Annotated in this window: 18 protein-coding genes and 1 riboswitch; of the genes, 8 read left to right on the forward strand and 10 right to left on the reverse strand. The window is 35.9% G+C overall.

Annotation, left to right across the window (positions count from 1 at the left end):
• Positions 1 to 88: 88 nt before the first annotated feature.
• The 3 genes from BW951_RS10030 to BW951_RS10040 form a co-directional block, all read right to left on the reverse strand.
• The gene (locus BW951_RS10030) at positions 89 to 472 is read right to left on the reverse strand and encodes an acyl-CoA thioesterase (protein WP_076392338.1); all 384 of its coding nucleotides are present in this window, start codon (positions 470 to 472) and stop codon (positions 89 to 91) included.
• A 109-nt stretch (positions 473 to 581) separates the two neighbouring features.
• Positions 582 to 759: riboswitch (cobalamin riboswitch) on the reverse strand.
• Positions 760 to 822: 63 nt separating this feature from the next.
• Positions 823 to 1617, reverse strand: coding sequence for a hypothetical protein (locus BW951_RS10035; protein ID WP_228427536.1), 795 nt, complete (start codon positions 1615 to 1617; stop codon positions 823 to 825).
• 115 nt (positions 1618 to 1732) lie between these two features.
• Complete coding sequence (locus BW951_RS10040; protein WP_076392342.1) at positions 1733 to 2692, reverse strand: helix-turn-helix domain-containing protein; 960 nt, start codon at positions 2690 to 2692, stop codon at positions 1733 to 1735.
• A 229-nt stretch (positions 2693 to 2921) separates the two neighbouring features.
• On the opposite strand from BW951_RS10040, the gene BW951_RS10045 reads away from it, so the two are divergent.
• The 3 genes from BW951_RS10045 to BW951_RS10055 are packed head-to-tail and all read left to right on the forward strand — an operon-like array spanning position 2922 to position 5063.
• Complete coding sequence (locus tag BW951_RS10045; protein ID WP_076392344.1) at positions 2922 to 4307, forward strand: hypothetical protein; 1386 nt, start codon at positions 2922 to 2924, stop codon at positions 4305 to 4307.
• Positions 4308 to 4332: 25 nt separating this feature from the next.
• A complete protein-coding gene (locus BW951_RS10050; RefSeq protein ID WP_076392346.1) occupies positions 4333 to 4761 on the forward strand; it encodes a transposase in 429 nt (142 codons plus the stop codon).
• A complete protein-coding gene (locus tag BW951_RS10055; protein ID WP_076392348.1) occupies positions 4737 to 5063 on the forward strand; it encodes a hypothetical protein in 327 nt (108 codons plus the stop codon). Before BW951_RS10050 ends, BW951_RS10055 begins: the two co-directional genes overlap by 25 nt.
• Before the next feature lies 1 nt (position 5064).
• Here BW951_RS10055 and BW951_RS10060 read toward each other — a convergent pair whose 3' ends face one another.
• From BW951_RS10060 to BW951_RS10080, 4 genes are all read right to left on the reverse strand, one after another.
• Positions 5065 to 5733, reverse strand: a complete 669-nt coding sequence (locus BW951_RS10060; RefSeq protein WP_076392350.1) for an ATP-binding cassette domain-containing protein — start codon at positions 5731 to 5733, stop codon at positions 5065 to 5067.
• Between the two features lie 406 nt (positions 5734 to 6139).
• Positions 6140 to 6751 (reverse strand): hypothetical protein, encoded by a 612-nt coding sequence (locus tag BW951_RS10070; protein WP_076392354.1) that lies wholly within the window; start codon positions 6749 to 6751, stop codon positions 6140 to 6142.
• 85 nt (positions 6752 to 6836) lie between these two features.
• A complete protein-coding gene (locus BW951_RS10075) occupies positions 6837 to 7328 on the reverse strand; it encodes a YcxB family protein (RefSeq protein WP_076392356.1) in 492 nt (163 codons plus the stop codon).
• Positions 7329 to 9476 carry an endonuclease MutS2 gene (locus BW951_RS10080; RefSeq protein ID WP_076392358.1) on the reverse strand — a complete coding sequence of 716 codons (2148 nt, stop codon included), beginning with the start codon at positions 9474 to 9476 and terminating at the stop codon, positions 7329 to 7331. It lies immediately after the preceding gene.
• 366 nt (positions 9477 to 9842) lie between these two features.
• Between BW951_RS10080 and BW951_RS10085 the strand changes: the two genes are divergently transcribed.
• A complete protein-coding gene (locus BW951_RS10085) occupies positions 9843 to 10346 on the forward strand; it encodes a GNAT family N-acetyltransferase (protein ID WP_076392360.1) in 504 nt (167 codons plus the stop codon).
• Between the two features lie 155 nt (positions 10347 to 10501).
• A complete protein-coding gene (locus BW951_RS10090; protein WP_076392362.1) occupies positions 10502 to 11143 on the forward strand; it encodes a uracil-DNA glycosylase in 642 nt (213 codons plus the stop codon).
• Here BW951_RS10090 and BW951_RS10095 read toward each other — a convergent pair.
• The 3 genes from BW951_RS10095 to BW951_RS10105 all read right to left on the reverse strand — a co-directional run bounded on the left by BW951_RS10095 (position 11130) and on the right by BW951_RS10105 (position 13372).
• Positions 11130 to 11621 (reverse strand): hypothetical protein, encoded by a 492-nt coding sequence (locus tag BW951_RS10095; protein WP_076392364.1) that lies wholly within the window; start codon positions 11619 to 11621, stop codon positions 11130 to 11132. The two genes, BW951_RS10090 and BW951_RS10095, sit on opposite strands and share 14 nt — an antisense overlap.
• Positions 11622 to 11629: 8 nt before the next feature.
• A complete protein-coding gene (locus tag BW951_RS10100; protein ID WP_076392366.1) occupies positions 11630 to 12121 on the reverse strand; it encodes a DUF456 domain-containing protein in 492 nt (163 codons plus the stop codon).
• 72 nt (positions 12122 to 12193) lie between these two features.
• The gene (locus BW951_RS10105) at positions 12194 to 13372 is read right to left on the reverse strand and encodes a carboxypeptidase regulatory-like domain-containing protein (protein ID WP_076392368.1); all 1179 of its coding nucleotides are present in this window, start codon (positions 13370 to 13372) and stop codon (positions 12194 to 12196) included.
• A gap of 165 nt (positions 13373 to 13537) precedes the next feature.
• Between BW951_RS10105 and BW951_RS10110 the strand changes: the two genes are divergently transcribed.
• From BW951_RS10110 to BW951_RS10120, 3 genes are all read left to right on the forward strand, one after another.
• On the forward strand, positions 13538 to 14806 hold the full coding sequence (locus BW951_RS10110) for a mechanosensitive ion channel family protein (protein ID WP_076392370.1): 1269 nt from the start codon (positions 13538 to 13540) through the stop codon (positions 14804 to 14806).
• 77 nt (positions 14807 to 14883) lie between these two features.
• The gene (locus BW951_RS10115) at positions 14884 to 15603 is read left to right on the forward strand and encodes a pyridoxine 5'-phosphate synthase (protein ID WP_076392372.1); all 720 of its coding nucleotides are present in this window, start codon (positions 14884 to 14886) and stop codon (positions 15601 to 15603) included.
• Positions 15604 to 15688: 85 nt separating this feature from the next.
• Positions 15689 to 16468 (forward strand): alpha/beta fold hydrolase, encoded by a 780-nt coding sequence (locus tag BW951_RS10120; protein ID WP_076392374.1) that lies wholly within the window; start codon positions 15689 to 15691, stop codon positions 16466 to 16468.
• The last annotated feature ends 72 nt before the right edge of the window (positions 16469 to 16540 follow it).

The raw sequence follows: 16540 nt of genomic DNA on the forward strand, positions 1-16540 counted from the left end.
AAAGGTTTCGGCGGGCTTTGCCCGCCGAAACCGCTTTAAAGAACATTGAAAATATTGGATTCCGGCGACCGAAGGTCGCCGGAACCTTTTATAAGATTTGGATAGGTTTCTTAAACTCATCAATCGCTACAAAAGTAAAATCGCCTACGATCGCTCTTTCCCTTTCATACGAATACATCTGTTCCGTGAAAATTTCCACATTTACTTTCATACTCGTTTTTCCGACGTGAACCACTTTTCCAATCAGTTCAACAATGGTTCCGGCAGGAATCGATCTTTTAAAATCAATCTTATCGCTGCTTACGGTTACCACGCGTTTTCTCGCAAATCTGGTGGCAGCAATAAAAGCCACTTCATCCATCAGTTGCATCGCTGTACCTCCGAAAAGGGTATCGTAATGATTGGTTGTGTTCGGGAAAACCGCTTTGAAAATTCGGGTTTCAGATGCTTCAATTCTTTCTTCTGTAGTCATATATCATTATTAATTAAAGCGAGATGAAAAATAGAAGAACAACAGAAAAAGCAGAGACAGAAATCTCTGAGTGTCCATTAGATCAACAAACTTCAAATCGCGAAAGTTTTTTGTTATGAAGAAAAAGGCAGGTCTCCTGACTTGTAACATCTTTATTTCCTTCCCATGACCAGCACAGTGGATTTTAATAAAGACTTCAGTTACTTACAGTTGCGCGACAGCTCGTGATTTTCACACGATTCCCTTTTAATCTGCAGTTAAGCAAAACCAGTTTCCTGAAAAGTAACAGACTTTACAAAAGAGTTAAAGACGGATGCTTTTCGGGTACAAAAATAATGATTATTAATGAATTATTCGGGAGTTTTATAGATGATCTGGCTTTCGGCTTTTCCCTGTTTTATCGTCCAGATCGTTGTATAGCGGTTTTCACCGGAACCGTTAATCATATATAGAAAAATATGATCGTTGTCGATGGCGGTTACCCCAACATTATTGAAATCCATTGTAGGCTGAAACATATTTTTAATAGCGTCTCTTACAAAAACAGAACCTCTTCCCGGCTGTTGGACGCGGACAGATTTTATTTCGGTTAAACCTTCAGGCAATTCCTTTCCTACACCCCAGGCTTTTACTTTGTCAACTTTAATAATATTTCCGCTGGCATCTTTTTCCTGTTTCTTGATATGTGCATAGGAAGGATAAACATCAATGATGACTTTTGTTCTCTGATTTCCCGGAATTTTAGGATTGGTATCGTCTGTAAAGATCAGAGATTTTCCGTTCTTGGATTTTGAAGGCGTAAATGGTGCTAATTTATCCACAAAAACCACACGGTTTTTATTAACCATACCTTCTTTAGTAATGCTATCGTATCTTACGAAAGGTTTTTCCGTGTCCTCTTTTTCAGGATATTTTATCCAGATCCATTCCGTTTCTCCCGGTGCAGGTTTTTCGTAAATAAAAACATCTCCTGTTTTCATACGGATTTTATCGACTATTTTTCTGTAGTCGTCTTTATGAAGGCGCACCATTGCATAACCTTCTTCAGCTTTTACAACACCGAAAGGAACTTTATTCTGACCTTTCGCCAACGCAAAAGAAAAAACACCGAAAACTGAAAGATAAAATGCTTTACGTAGAGACATCATCATGAAATTTTTTGACAGTTCAAATATATAAATTAAAATTTGTTTAAACTTTTCAAAAGTATAAAAGTAAACTGATGAATGTATCTAAACTAATTTAAATTAAAAAAAGCTGTCATGAAACCTTTGTATTGGTTTTCTGTATATATTCACTCGGAGTTACCCCTTCTATTTTCTTGAATACTTTATTAAAAGTTGACTGATTTTTAAATCCGGCTTCAGAATAGATATGCATTAAAGTCATCGTTTTCAATTCATCACTCTGTAGTTTATCTTTTACATATACCACTCGATGCGTATTGATGTAATGATTAAAATTATCGAATCCGTTGATTTTTATGGCTTTGGAAATATAATTGTTATTCACTTTAATCGTACTGCTGAGCTCAGAAATCGTTAAATCTGCATTTCTGAAGAGTTTATTGCCAATCACCTCATTGTCTATTTTCTCAAAAATATTTTCCGCAAGTTGTAAATCTTTATCTGCAACCGGAACGGGTTTGGAAATCTTCTTCTCGATAAATATATCTTTATTCTTTAAATTTTGAATCTGGCTTTTGTAATAAGTTCCTAAAAATATCTGTATCAGATTGACGGTAAGGATGAAAGCATCTGTAAGACGTCCTTTTTCAAGATCATTAAAAGGATATCCGAAATAATCGTTTCCGGCAAATATACAGCAAAAGCTTATGAGAAAAATGGCGTATACTGTAAAGAAAACAACTTCTCTTTTAGAAAAAAAAGTATAAGCCCAGAATGGCAATGTAACAATCCATATCAGACTGCAGACAGAAATATTCCAAAATCTGAATATGATAAACAGATTGTAGAGCGGCATTACAATAATGAAAATTTTTACGACTTTAAGAACATCATAGTTATTGCCTACTATATAAAAAGGAAGCAGTAATGAAAAAAAACCTCCGATGAGATAATAAACCATTACCGGATCTTTCATATAAAATGAGAAAACCAGGATGAATGTAATAAAAGTTACACCCAGTACATAGACGTATCTGTTGGCGAGCTCTCTTTTCAGATTAAGCACTTCGCTCTCAATATTTTTTTTCCCCATACCAATCTAATATAATAAAATTCAGAAAATCACTTATTAATTATTTTGATTATCAGTGGTTTATATTAGTTGCAATGAAAAGCCATTTATCATTTATCTTTTGTTTTGGACTCGATAAAGTGACTTTATATTTGCAATGTGTTTTTCAGTTAGCAAAATTACAATAAAAATTTAAGCTTTATAATTGTTAATATAAATATCTGATGAACCCCCTTAAAAAACATATATTATGACGAACAAAAAAAAATTATTTCTTCTCATTTCCTTTACAGTTTTGGGATTTAAATCTTTTGCTCAGGTTGGTATTAATACCACAAAACCGCAAGGTGTATTTCACGTAGACGGCAAATCTACTTCTGCCACAACGAATGATCCGAACAACGCACCAACGGATGTACAGTCTTCCGACGACTTTGTTGTTAAGAGTAATGGAAGTGTAGGTATTGGTACAGTAAATCCTGACGGTTCTGCTATACTGGATATGAATGTGGATCAGCTTTCTTCAGGAAGCAAAAAAGGTCTTCTTATTCCAAGAATGGCTTTAACATCCAGAACGGATATTACAACAATTCCGAATCCGGCAACAGGATTATTGGTGTATAATTTAGGAACAAATTCAGGATTTAGCTATTCCGGGTATGTTTACTGGAACGGAAGCGAGTGGCGCCTTATGGAAGACACTTCTCCGGTAGGGGCAGTTGCTGTTTTAAACTGTAATGCTGCTGCATTGGATCCATCGCAGTTAATTGATGGAAATACGCCTACTGCAATTACTTCAGGAACCGTGATGAAAATTCCATACTCCGGAGCAAACGGCGGTCAGTATAGTGGAATTACATTATATTCAGTAGGAAATCCGGGAGTTACGGCAACCATTACCGGCGGAAAGCTTGAGGTTGGATCCGGTTCTTTAGCATTTGCAGTACAGGGAACTCCTATTGCTTCGCAAACGTCACCGGTGGGAATTACATTTGATCTGACTCCTTTTATTACCGCAAATTCCGGACTTACAGGCTGTAGCTCTGTTACTGTAGGAACTCAGGTGAATGCAGATGTTAAAACAGTAGCGGTTATGGATTATATGAAATTTGTGACAGATCCGGATACAGGAGTAAAAGGATTTGTAGTAGAAGCAAAGACACCGGATGGTCTTTACACAGTAAAAGTTTTCATGAGACATTCTCTTCAAAATGCCACTGCTACTGCAAGCAATAACACAACCTCTACTGCAAGTGGAGCAGAAAACAACGTACTGTTGCGAAATAACTCCAGTACATCCAAAACCATCATGTGGAATTATTCTACATTTTATGGAGGACAGATTACTGATGCCGGAGGAAGTTTAGTAGTTCCGTCACAAACTCCGGGTGGCGGAGACGGAAATACATGGAGATCATTATCTACTTCTAATGCAGGAGCTTGGGGAAATCCGGGGATTTATAATGCAGTTAATAGCGGACCGGAATATCGATACTATTCATGGATTGATACTTCCACAACTTCCAAGGTGTCTTACACTGCAACTGTAATGGCAGGAATGGATCCTTCGGCTACTGCAACACAGGTTACCAAACAAAAAGTTTTTATTAAAATCGAACAGATTACTGGACAATAGTAAATATAATACACATTGATGAAAAATGAATTTCAAGGACATCCATATTGGTAAGTTTATTGAAATTAAGGTTACAGAATGTGGGATGGAAATTTCCCACATCTGTAATTATTTTAATCTCGGAGAAAAAGATATACTAAGAATGTATGATTCTTCACACATAGACAGTGCACTTTTACTAAAGTGGAGTAAACTTCTTAATTATGATTTCTTTAGACTTTACACACAGCATTTAATATTTTATGCGCCTCCGTCTTCAAATCTGAAACCGCAGTCACAGACTAAACATAAAGTATTGAAATCGAACTTCAGAAAAAATATCTACACACAGGAAATCATTGATTTTATCCTCGAATTGATGGAAGAAAAAAAACTATCAAGACATGAAATCTATGAAAAATACAAAATTCCTAGCACAACACTTTACAAATGGATATCAAAGAGAAAAAAATAAAGAAAACAACTCCGGACTATAAACAGATATATCAGGATCTTATTACAATGAAATATCCTGAAAAACTTCAGCAGTGTGAACATATACTCAGAAAAAAAGAGCTGGGTTTTCTGGATGTTTTAGAAGTTAATAATATTTTAAAACCCAATAAGACAGATCAGAATTTAAAATCATATGATAAATCTACCATTTTAAAAATTCTGGATTACCAGAAAAAAAATAATTTAAACAATACTGAACTGGCTATTAAGTTTAAAATGAGCAGAAATACGGTAGGGAAATGGAAAAAAATATTCTTCTGAATTAATCTGAATAGGAAACCGGAAGATAACCGTGCCGTTGCAATTCTTTTAAATCTTTAATCTGCCTTAAATAAGAATCAGAAAGAAGATAAATTTCATCTGAAACTTCCAACACTTCCTTATAGCGATGATCAGAGAGGATAATTCCTTTCTGTTGTGATTGTTCTTTAATTATTCTCTGAATTTCAACAATCATTTTTGGAGATAAAGCATTAAAAGGTTCATCCAGAAGAATAAACTTTGAATCGGAATATAAAATTAAAAGAACCTCAACAATTTTCTTCTCACCGCCGGAAAGACTTCCAGAAGTTTCATTTAAAAAAGGTTTTAACAAATCTGATGCAATGAGCTGATCTGCATTTTCTTTATTACAGAAAAGTGAGATCAGTTTTTTAATTTTTACACCCCTCGGAAGAAAAGAATGCTGAGGTAAATAAGCAATCCTTCCTTTCCTGTCCATTTGGTTTTGTAAAATTCTATCATCCACTCTTACAAACTGAGAATCGCCTTTCTCTGTTCCGAAAATAATTTTTAAAAGAGTAGATTTTCCCGTACCGTTTCTTCCCAGCAATCCGATAATCTTTCCTGTTTCACAACCCATGTAGATATCTCTCAGAATTTTCTTTTCGTTAAAAGATTTTGTAACACTGTCAACATGCAACTTGCTCATATCAATTTTGTAATCACATTAACAATTACCCCTGCTGAAAAAGTGAAGATCCAAAGAAAAACTCTTGAAAACCCGAAATTGGCAAAGAAAAAATATTCATTTTTAAATCTTAATTCATAAATCAGATAATGAAAAGCCGGAAAAAATACCAAAAAACACAATCCGAAATTGTCAGCCGTAAAACCAAGTAGGGCATTCATCAACAAAGAAAATAGAACAGCAGGAATCAATAATTTTACATAGAAAATCCAGAGAATCCTTATATTTTTAACCATATATCTGTTTAAATTAATTTTGAATTCAATCAAAGTTAAAGCGATTGGATTATAAAGCTTCTACTAAAATATCTTAAGCTCTCAGAAGAATAAAAATCTGAAATTTTTTAGAAACTGATAACCAAATATCGTTAAATTTTCTCCGGATCTTTTTTTGACAAAAACAGATAAGAATAGATTCCAAAGAAAACAAAAACAACTGAAAATAAAACGGCAGCAATATAAAAAGCATCTCCGAAATTGTACGCAATATTTATTTTTCCATCCATTCCCATTCCTGTGGTATGTTCCATATCTTCCATTTTAGCTTTAAAACTCAGATAAAATCCTAAAAACCCAAGAAGTCCGGTTAAAGAAACCCCAAGATGATAAAGATACTTGTTTCGTATGGTTTTCATCAGTTGCACAGCAATTCCCGCAATCGCCATTAGAAAAGAAAGAATAACAAACGGATTTGGCGAAATATCACCTTTGTCACTTTCTTCCTGAGAATCATCGGTTGAAGACGGACGATCTTCCTGATTGCTTACGGAAGAAGCATAGGGAGAACTTTTTTTAATGCTTTCTCTCATTCTTTCGTCCATTTTTTGCTTAGAAACTCCCGTTATCAGATCAGTTCCCTTTACAGACATCAAAGTAACGTTACCGCATTTCACAAGGAAAAAGGGAAATAAAAAACAAAGGATAATTACGGTATAGCTCGGTATCGGCAGAAAGTAGGACAGCATTTTTAAGTTCTTCATAAATTATTGTTTGGGGTAAAAATATAAAATTTAAAATAAAAGAGCGTCCTGAACAGACGCTCTCATGAGATATTTTGTAAGTACATTACTCTTTTCTGAGTTTTGCTTTTACATTATTTTCTGTAATCATTCTTCGCAATCCGGTAATCTCATCCTTCGTAAAATACTTTTTCGGAACCATATTCATCGTCTGTGCGCTTTGGTAGATCAGAAACCATTCTTTATTTTCCTTCACTTTATAAACCGTATTCCATGCAAATTCTGCATCAAAAGTTTCTCCTTCTGTACGGATTTTCTCTTCCGTAAAAATATATGTAATATGTTCCTGAATCTTTTTATTGGAGCTGAAAGCAAATTTCAGCCGTAAAAAAGACCGGATCACGATAAACAGAAACATAATTCCAAGCCACATTGAAGCCGAAAGCAAAATTTCCTGTTCAGAATTGCCGTCCGCAAACAGTTTCACAATAAAGAAAAGCAGAATCAGCAAAGGAAAAGCAATAAGCCTTATTAAAGAACTTTTGAGATGAAACATCAGAAAATCCTTAAAACTGATATGAGTTTTTACCGTTATCATTTAAATTCTTTCCAGTTCGTCTGCGTCAATCGTTGTTTTAAAAGTTCCGTAATTCACAATTACTTTATTACGCGAAATTTTTTCAATCGTTCCCACACTCGTGCTGCCGGAAATACGGACGCGTTGCCCGACTTTCATCCAAAGAGCGCGGTCGGTTTTGCGTTTTTCCTCCAGTTTCTCATTGGTTTCCGTAATTTTTTCAATTACTTCTTCCTTTTTAAGCTGTTGGGTAATCTTCCTTTTCACAACTTGCAGACGTTTAGATTCATCTTTATCTGCTCCCAGTTTTCTGAATTTTTCCTGCTCAAGAATTTTTACAAAATCTTTTACCACATCTTTTCTGGATTTCCCTTTTACGTAGCTGTCGATAAAAGCCTCAATCTTGTTCCCGAACTGCAGTTTACGGTGCTCTTCTTCATATAATTTCTGGAAATTGAATAACTTCTGCTGAAGCTGTTCATTCAGTTTCTGAAGGTTATCGCGCTTATCTTCTACAGATTCTTTTCTTTCGGCAAGATCGGTTTTAAGCTTTTCCACTTCATATTTCTCCTGCTGAAGCTTTACAATCGTTTTATCCAGATTTACAATATCATGCTCCACCTTTTTCTTGGCAGAATGAATAATAAATCTCGGAATTTTATTCTTTTCCGCCACCTCAAAAGTAAATGAACTTCCCGCTTGTCCCACTTCCAGTTTGTACATCGGTTCCAATGTTTCTTCATTGAATAACATTGCTGCATTCTGCGCATTCGGAAGCTGTTCCACAACAAGTTTAATGTTGGTGTAGTGCGTCGTAATGATCGCAAAACTTTTTTTGTCATAGAAAAACTCAAGGAAACTTTCTGCTAAAGCACCTCCCAGTTCAGGATCGGAACCTGTACCGAATTCATCAATCAGTAAAAGCGTATTGGCTTCTGCTTCACGAATGATTCCCGACATTTTCTTCAGTCTGGATGAATACGTTGAAAGGTGATTTTCAATCGACTGATTATCCCCAATATCGGTCATGATCTTATCAAAGAAAAACATTTCGGATTTCGGGTGGGTTGGAACCAGAATTCCGCTCTGGATCATCAATTGCAGCAAACCAACTGTTTTCAGCGTAATGGATTTTCCTCCCGCATTCGGTCCGGAAATACAGATGATTCTGTTGTGTTCCGTTAAACTCAGCGTCTGAGAATAAATCGTTTTATTTTCCGCTTTATTCCTTAAAAACAGTAAAGGATGGAACGCTTCTCTTAATCGCAGCGTTTTGTGGCGGTTGATTTTTGGTAAAACACCGTTGATAAGTTCAGCAAATTTTGCCTTCGCTCTCGTTAAATCAAGGTCGAAAATATACTTCTGATATCTCCAGAGCTGAGGTTGGAATTCCGCCAGTTCTGCGGTAAGCTGTCTTAAAATCTTATCAATTTCCTTTTTCTCTTCCTCCTCACTTTCACGAAGCTTGAAATAATGCTTTACTACGGAATCCGGCTGAATATAAGTGATGGAACCCGTTTTTGAAAGTCCCAAAACCCTTCCCGGAACTCTTCTTTTGAATCCCGATTTTACCGCTAAAACTCTTTGGTCATCAATAATCGTTTCGCGGATATCATCCAGAAAATCACTCTGTCCGTAAGTCGTTAACGCACGGTTGAAATTTTCCTGAATCGCTTTTTTCGCGTGCTGAATTTCACTTCTTAATCCTTTTAAAACAGGAGAAGCTTCACTTTTAACCTCACCAAAACGGTTGAACACTTTATCAACTTTATCAATAATCTCTTTTCTGAATTCCAGAACAGAAACATCTTCCATGAGAGTAGGGAAGGTTTCCGGCATGGTCGGGAAGAACTTCTGCAGTTTCCCGATTTGCTCCGTGATGGTTTTGATTTTGATGAAAGCGCTGTTTTCCAGTCGGTAATTTTCGATCAGCATTAGCTTCAGCTCACTTTCGATATCTTCATATTCATCAAACGGAACTGCATTTGAACTTTCAAAACTCGAAAGATACTCGGAAGTTTTTTTCAATGAAAGTTCTGCCTCGTCTATTTCCATCGGACGAAGTTGAAGAATTTTTTCTCTTGTTTTCGGAGAATACGCAAAGGGAGAAATTTCCGCGAGCAATTGCGGAAACTCTAATTCGTTTAAATCTTCTTTATTTATATACACAGTGCAAAGATAATTAATTTGAAAATGAAATAATTTGAGAATTTGAAAATGATTTATTGATTTGATTTCTTTTATTAATATAAGCTTTGGCAAGTCCAGTTTGATATTTTGTAACGCTTCGATTGTATTCAGGATGTTATCTTTTTGTAAAGTTTTTCTGAAATCATTAATGTGCTGTATAATTAGATAAATGTTTGATTTTAATTTTAAAACCTAACAGGTTTCTGAAACCTGTTAGGTTTACAACTGTTTAACAGTCTCCATTGAATTTTTGGACTTTGTTCTACACTTATTTCAATAAAATTTTTGTGATTTTTGTAGCAGAAATTAGTGAGTTTAATTACTAAATTTATGTAAGTTTGAACTATGAAGCTAGAAACCGAAAGATTAATTCTGAAACCCATTGACGAAAGTTATACGGAAGACATTCTAAAGATCAGAAGCAATGAAACCATCAACCAGTTCGTACACCGAAATCCTCCTAAAAACAATTATGATGCGCTTCAGTTTATTTTAACCATTAAAGAAAATACCCGAAATCAGACATCTTTTTATTGGGGAATTTCGTTAAAAGACCACCCGAATCTGATCGGAACCATTTGTCTCTGGAATTTTTCCGAAGACCGAAAAGAAGCAGAAGTCGGTTATGAATTATTACCGGAGTATCACAGAAAAGGCATTATGTCTGAAGCTTTGGCGGCAGTCGTGGATTTTGCATTTAAAAATTTACATTTGCAGGAAATTGTTGCGCTGACGCACAAACTCAACGAAAATTCAAAAGGACTTCTTTTAAAACATGATTTTGTATTGCAGGAGGATAGAAAGGATGAAGATTTTCCGGAGAATCTGGTTTTTAGCTTGAGGAAATAATTTTCTTTGTCATTTCGACGAAGGAGAAATCTTTTTTATTTTAATCATTAAATTTGCGTTAGATTCTTCATTGCGCTTTGCTTCATTCACAATGACAGTTGGCGTAAAAATTGAATTTTTAAATTAATTCATTCTCAAATTTTCAAATTTAAAAAATGACCTGGACAGAAATATTAGCCCCGATAAAAAATACAGAATACTTTACCAGTTTATGGGAAAAAGTAAAGCAGGAATATGCGACAACCAAAGTTTTTCCACCAAAAAATCAGATTTTCAGAGCGTTGGAAATTACGCCTTTTGAAGATATCGAAGTGGTCATTATCGGACAGGATCCTTATCATAATGATTATCAGGCGAATGGTCTGTGCTTTTCCGTTTCCGAACAGGTTGCTGCACCGCCTTCTCTGAAAAATATTTTTATTGAATTAAAAGATGATTTGGGGGTTGAAAGAACTTCAAAAGAATTGGACGATTGGGGAAAACAAGGCGTTTTACTGTTGAATGCGACTTTAACCGTTCGTGCCCATTCTCCGAATTCACACAAAGATTTGGGATGGGAAAAATTTACAGATTTCATCATCAAGGAAATTTCAGATAAAAAAGAAAACGTGGTTTTTGTTCTTTGGGGCGCTTTTGCACAAAAAAAAGCCGAACTCATCGATCCGGCTAAACATTTTATCTTAAAATCTGCGCATCCTTCTCCGTTTTCCGTTTACAGGGGATTTTTTGGAAGCAGACCTTTTTCAAAAATTAATGAATATCTGGTTTCAAAAGGGAAGAAACCTATTTTATGGTAGGATTTTCTCCTCCTTTTTTAATGGTAATTCCTATTTTGTACTTTCCGTTCAAAGCCTTTGCTCCGTCTGCAGAAGCAGGATAAGGCTGAACATCCGTTAAAGAAATAGTATATCCGTTAAAAACAGCCGACTGATGATAGTTTCTGCCTTCATTGTCCATACTGGCTAAATTCAGAACCACCGGTCGGGTTGCAGTTCCCATTACTTCAACCTGTGCCACGGCAACACCTGCCCAAATGCAGTTTACATCTTTTGGGCAACGGCTGTCTTCAGAAATTCCTTTGAAGGTTACATTCATCTGATATTCTTCAAGGAATTTGTTTTCACCCTCGTTGAAATAGATCATTCCACCATCTTTGCTGGTTACTTTGGTAACGCCTGTTTTATCCGTGTTCACTTTTAATTTATTTTCTTTTTGAGCATTACAGTTCATTAAAAACAATGAGCCTAAACTCAGGATAAGCATTTTATGTAGCATAATTTTTTTTATATAATATTAAGCATATCTAATAATACTACCAAAAACATTGCCACACCTACCACAAGACTGAAACCTGTTCCGTAAATAAACCCTATAAAAGCCCCTTTCGTCGATTTCAGGGCTTTATTCACATCCTTGCTGTCGTGAAGAAGTTCTCCGATAAACACTCCCGCAAACATTCCCACAAGAAAACCCAAAGGGATGGGTAAAAATATTCCGACAATGGTTCCGATAATCGAACCGATGCTTCCCCAACGCGTCCCTCCATATTTCTGATTGGTTTTTGCCGGAATTACATAATTCAAAACCACAGAAGCTACCGTCAGAATTCCGAATGCCCATACATAAATCATAGGAAGATCTGCATCTGTTCCGAATTTATAAATTAAAAGTCCGCAGATGCTCAGCAATAAGCCCGGCAAAACAGGAAGAAACGTTCCTAAAATTCCCAGAAACAAAAGAATAAGACAAAGAATATTAATCAGTGTAGAGTCCATAATTTAAATTTATTTGCAGTATATAACAAAAGTGACTCCAAAGAGCCACTTTATATTGATAAAAAAATTCTGTTAAAGATTCAGGATCACGTACTGTAAAATAACACCCGCATTTCCGATGTTTCCTGCAGCATGATTGTGGAAACTTGTATAATAAATATAGCCGCTGTTTGAAGAACCGGAGCATGGACCTACAGTTGCGCCCAATGCAACAAGATAAGGAACTAAAGTCTGCGGAACGGAAATCGTAATCTGGATACTGCTTCCCGGAATTGTAATGCAAACCGGAACAAACGTTGTGTTCGGAGCATTTCCGATTGGCGTTACCGGAATTCCTGTAGCCGTAAAATGATTCGTTCTCAACATCAATGCCTGATTAGCACCGTCTTTTACCAGAACTTCCCAGTAAGAAGGGTCATAATTGGTAATTTTTTGCCAGGATCCCAAATCAAAATCGATATTCAGATTGTTGAAACCAAGTGCCGAAGACAATCCTGCGTTGCTTACCACAGCCGGAACAATGCCCGAATTTCCTGTGTTTGTAGAACAAAGTTTTGAATCGGGAACAAATCCTCCCGCTGGAGCGCAGCTTGAAGTATTATCTGTACCACCCACTAAATAAGAAACATCCCAATCTGAAGCATAGATACTTCCGCCATTAGCAACGAAGATCGCAAGGTTTGCATCGATTGCAGGGAAAAGTGCCTGATTGGTGGAGTATTTTCTGGAACCGCAGTTCAGGAAAATAATATCATACTGTGCAATGGTATTTAAATTGGTAAGATCATTATTCGTGATTTCCGTAGCGGTATATCCCAAAGAAAGGATAATATCTTCAATTTTATCATACGAACCTTTTACATAAGCAATTTTAGCCACCTGATTCAGTTTGGTCTGAGACAGATCCAACGTTAAAGTTTCGTTATTTTTTACTGTTGCAGCCACTTCTGTACGGAAATTGCTTCCATTCCCGGTCTGAATGTGAATGGTGTGATTGCCGACCGGAGCGTCCAGTGTAAAATTACCATCCGCATCAGAAGTTGTGTAGTAGATTTTATATTTATCGTCGAAAGTAAAAACAGACGCGCCGCCAATGGCTTTGGCTCCGTTTTGTGACATTACTTTTCCGGTTATTTTTCCGGTTTTTACCGTATTATCTACCGTGGCTTCTGTAGGAGAAGAAGGATCCGAGTGACAGGAACCCAAAGAAAAAAGGATGATAAAAATAAAAAAGAGGTTAAGTTTTTTCATAAATCATAGTTTTTAATTACGAGACTAAATTAATGATTTTATTATTAAATATATTAAAATTTTAAAACAATTTTAAATAATCGTTAATTAATTTTCAATTGTTTTGTGAAAAATTCTTATTTAATCGGTGTTGGAAGGATTTAATTTTTTACTAAATTTGTTAGAATGAATGATCAGTTACAGGAAACCAAAAATTTCATACAGGATTTAAGCGAACAGCTTTATTTATACATTACCAAAATTTCTCCGGCAGGTCTGGATTGGATTTTTCATGCCTTTACAAAGCTTGCTATACTTGTTATTTTATTTTTGCTGGTAGACTTTCTTGTAAAACCTGTGATTAATCTTATCTTCCGTTTTTTTCATAACGAAGAAAAATATCCCGTAATAAAATCAATTTATCAGTCAAGAATAACAAATTCCGTAGCACATCTTTTTGCTTTGGCAATTGTACTGGGGATTCAGACTTCTATTTTTCCGCCAAAAGCAATTCCCAGAACCAATATTTTTATTATACGTTCCATTAATTTAGGACTTGTATTAATTCTTGCCGGAATGCTCTATCGTGGTCTCACTGCTTTCAGGAACTATTTCGCCATTAAACAGGATTATTACAAAATCATGGCGCTGAATGCGATTTCTGAAACAATGAAAATTTTAGGAATTTTCATTTTCTCTATTGTAGGAATCTGTGTGATTTTCGGGATTAAAGGAGCTACCATTGTTGGAAGTTTAGGGGCAATTACGGCAGTTCTGGTACTGGTTTTCCGTGATACCATTCTTGGATTTGTAACCGGAATCCATGTTTCAACCTCTAAAAGTCTTAAAGTAGGGGACTGGATCAGTATTCCCAAATACAATATCGAAGGAAATATTTCAGACATCAGTCTTTTAACGACAAAGATCATGAATTTCGATAAAACCATTTCTTCGATTCCAACGTATGATCTTTTAACCACTGAGATTAAAAATCTTCAGGTGATGTCGGAATCCAACACCAGAAGAATTAAAAAATCAATCTACTTTAATATCAATTCCTTTAAATTTTTAACGGAAGAAGACATTGATCGCCTGAAAGACATTAATCTGATCTCAGAATATCTTGAAGGAAAAAGCATTGAGCTGAAAAAAGAAAAAGAGACTTTGAAGCACAGCGATAAAATAGTGAACGGAAGACAGCTTACCAACATTGGTGTTTTCAGATACTACGCAGAAAAATATCTGCAGAATGATCCCGATGTAGATCAGGATGGGGCAATGATGGTTCGTCAGTTGGATATTACTCCGCAAGGTCTGCCTTTGGAAATCTACTGTTTCGCCAATGATTCGCGTTGGGAACATTTTGAGCAGATTCAGGCAGATATTTTTGATCATTTACTGGTTGCTTCTAAAGAATTTGATCTTCAGGTAATGCAGATCAGTGTAAAGGTGTAATGAAACTTATTCTTCGAATGTAAAATTTCATGAAATAATAAACCAACTTTTAAGTTGGGTTTTTTTATTTTTGCATTATGACAAAACTAAGTGTAAACATTAATAAAATTGCGACGCTGAGAAATGCAAGAGGAGGAGAAACACCAAGTGTAACGGAGGCGGCCGTAAAAATTCAGGAGTTTGGAGGACAGGGCATTACCATCCATCCAAGACCGGATGAAAGACACATCACAAGAAAAGATGTTTATGATCTGAAACCTTTGGTAACCACGGAATTCAATATCGAAGGAAATCCCCACCGTTCCTTTATCGATATGGTTCTTGAGGTGAAACCGGAACAGGTAACGCTGGTTCCCGATGCAGATGATGCCATTACTTCAAACGCGGGCTGGGACACCAAAAAGCATCTGGATTTTCTTACGGAAGTGATCGCAGAATTTAAAAATGCGGGAATCCGTACTTCGATCTTCTTGGATCCGACTCCCGAACTGGTAGAATATGCTGCCAAAACAGGAACCGACAGAATTGAACTTTACACCGAAGCTTACGCTAAAAATTATACTTTAAATAAAGAATCTGCTATAAAGCCTTACTACGATACGGCGGTTGTTGCCACAGATTTCGGATTGGGAATTAATGCCGGACACGATTTAAGCTTGGAAAATTTAAAATATTTCGCCGATACCATTCCGAATTTGCTTGAAGTTTCGATTGGTCATGCCTTGGTTTCAGAAGCATTATATATGGGAATGGAAAATACAGTTCAGGCTTATCTGAAGAGGCTGGCAAAATGGTAAAAAGGCTGGAAGTTGGATGTGTAAAGCCAAGATTTGATAAGTGTTGTTTTAAACTTCATGCTTCCATCCTAAAAAACAAAAACGTATGGAAATTTTAAATTCAAAAATATTTGGCGAAAATCTTTCGTCTACACCGCTTTTGGTATTTCACGGTTTATTTGGAATGCTTGATAACTGGGGAACCTTCGGAAAAGATTTCGGAGAATTTGTACCGACTCACCTTATTGATCTCCGCAATCACGGAAGAAGTTTTCATTCGGATGAAATGTCTCACGACGATTTAGCCGATGATATTCTTCGGTATATGGATCATTACGGCATAGAAAAAGCTCATATTCTGGGGCATTCTTTAGGTGGAAAAGCAGTGATGCAGTTTGCTATTAAATATCCTGAAAAAGTTGAAAAGCTCATCGTTGTGGATATTTCTCCGAAAGCATATCCTCCACATCATCAGGGAATTATCAAAGCTTTGGAAACGGTAGACTTCAATACGGTAAATTCCAGAAATGATGTGGAAGCGGTTTTGAGCCAGTATATTCCTGAAAGATCAACCATACAATTCCTCACAAAAAATCTGTATTGGGACGATAATAAAAAACTCAACTGGAGATTTAACCTGAAAACTTTGTCTGAAAAATACAATCAGTTTGTTTCGAATGCGATAAAGTTCGGCGTTTTCGAAGGAGAGACATTGTTTATTGCAGGCGAAAAATCAAATTATATTCTTCCTCAGGACGAATTTGCCATCAAACAGCAGTTTCCCAAAGCTCAGTTTTCAACGGTGAAAAATGCAGGACATTGGGTGCAGGCTGAGAATCCTGTAGATTTTGCTAAAATTGTCAAAGAATTTTTGAATATTGTATAACATAAAGCATTTATTGGGGTTAATTTGTTAAAATTTTATTAAAACGAAAATTTATTCTACTTTGTGTGATAT

The sequence above is a fragment of the Chryseobacterium gambrini genome (assembly GCF_900156825.1).
In the GTDB taxonomy this organism is placed as follows: domain Bacteria; phylum Bacteroidota; class Bacteroidia; order Flavobacteriales; family Weeksellaceae; genus Chryseobacterium; species Chryseobacterium gambrini.

Coding starts and splice junctions, on each gene's coding strand:
- BW951_RS10030 (WP_076392338.1), bottom strand. CDS start 472: ATGACTACAGAAGAAAGAATTGAAGCATCTGAAACCCGAATTTTCAAA.
- BW951_RS10085 (WP_076392360.1), top strand. CDS start 9,843: ATGAAGCTAGAAACCGAAAGATTAATTCTGAAACCCATTGACGAAAGT.
- BW951_RS10050 (WP_076392346.1), top strand. CDS start 4,333: ATGAATTTCAAGGACATCCATATTGGTAAGTTTATTGAAATTAAGGTT.
- BW951_RS10105 (WP_076392368.1), bottom strand. CDS start 13,372: ATGAAAAAACTTAACCTCTTTTTTATTTTTATCATCCTTTTTTCTTTG.
- BW951_RS10110 (WP_076392370.1), top strand. CDS start 13,538: ATGAATGATCAGTTACAGGAAACCAAAAATTTCATACAGGATTTAAGC.
- BW951_RS10070 (WP_076392354.1), bottom strand. CDS start 6,751: ATGAAGAACTTAAAAATGCTGTCCTACTTTCTGCCGATACCGAGCTAT.
- BW951_RS10060 (WP_076392350.1), bottom strand. CDS start 5,733: ATGAGCAAGTTGCATGTTGACAGTGTTACAAAATCTTTTAACGAAAAG.
- BW951_RS10035 (WP_228427536.1), bottom strand. CDS start 1,617: ATGTCTCTACGTAAAGCATTTTATCTTTCAGTTTTCGGTGTTTTTTCT.
- BW951_RS10120 (WP_076392374.1), top strand. CDS start 15,689: ATGGAAATTTTAAATTCAAAAATATTTGGCGAAAATCTTTCGTCTACA.
- BW951_RS10090 (WP_076392362.1), top strand. CDS start 10,502: ATGACCTGGACAGAAATATTAGCCCCGATAAAAAATACAGAATACTTT.
- BW951_RS10100 (WP_076392366.1), bottom strand. CDS start 12,121: ATGGACTCTACACTGATTAATATTCTTTGTCTTATTCTTTTGTTTCTG.
- BW951_RS10045 (WP_076392344.1), top strand. CDS start 2,922: ATGACGAACAAAAAAAAATTATTTCTTCTCATTTCCTTTACAGTTTTG.
- BW951_RS10075 (WP_076392356.1), bottom strand. CDS start 7,328: ATGATAACGGTAAAAACTCATATCAGTTTTAAGGATTTTCTGATGTTT.
- BW951_RS10095 (WP_076392364.1), bottom strand. CDS start 11,621: ATGCTACATAAAATGCTTATCCTGAGTTTAGGCTCATTGTTTTTAATG.
- BW951_RS10040 (WP_076392342.1), bottom strand. CDS start 2,692: ATGGGGAAAAAAAATATTGAGAGCGAAGTGCTTAATCTGAAAAGAGAG.
- BW951_RS10055 (WP_076392348.1), top strand. CDS start 4,737: ATGGATATCAAAGAGAAAAAAATAAAGAAAACAACTCCGGACTATAAA.
- BW951_RS10115 (WP_076392372.1), top strand. CDS start 14,884: ATGACAAAACTAAGTGTAAACATTAATAAAATTGCGACGCTGAGAAAT.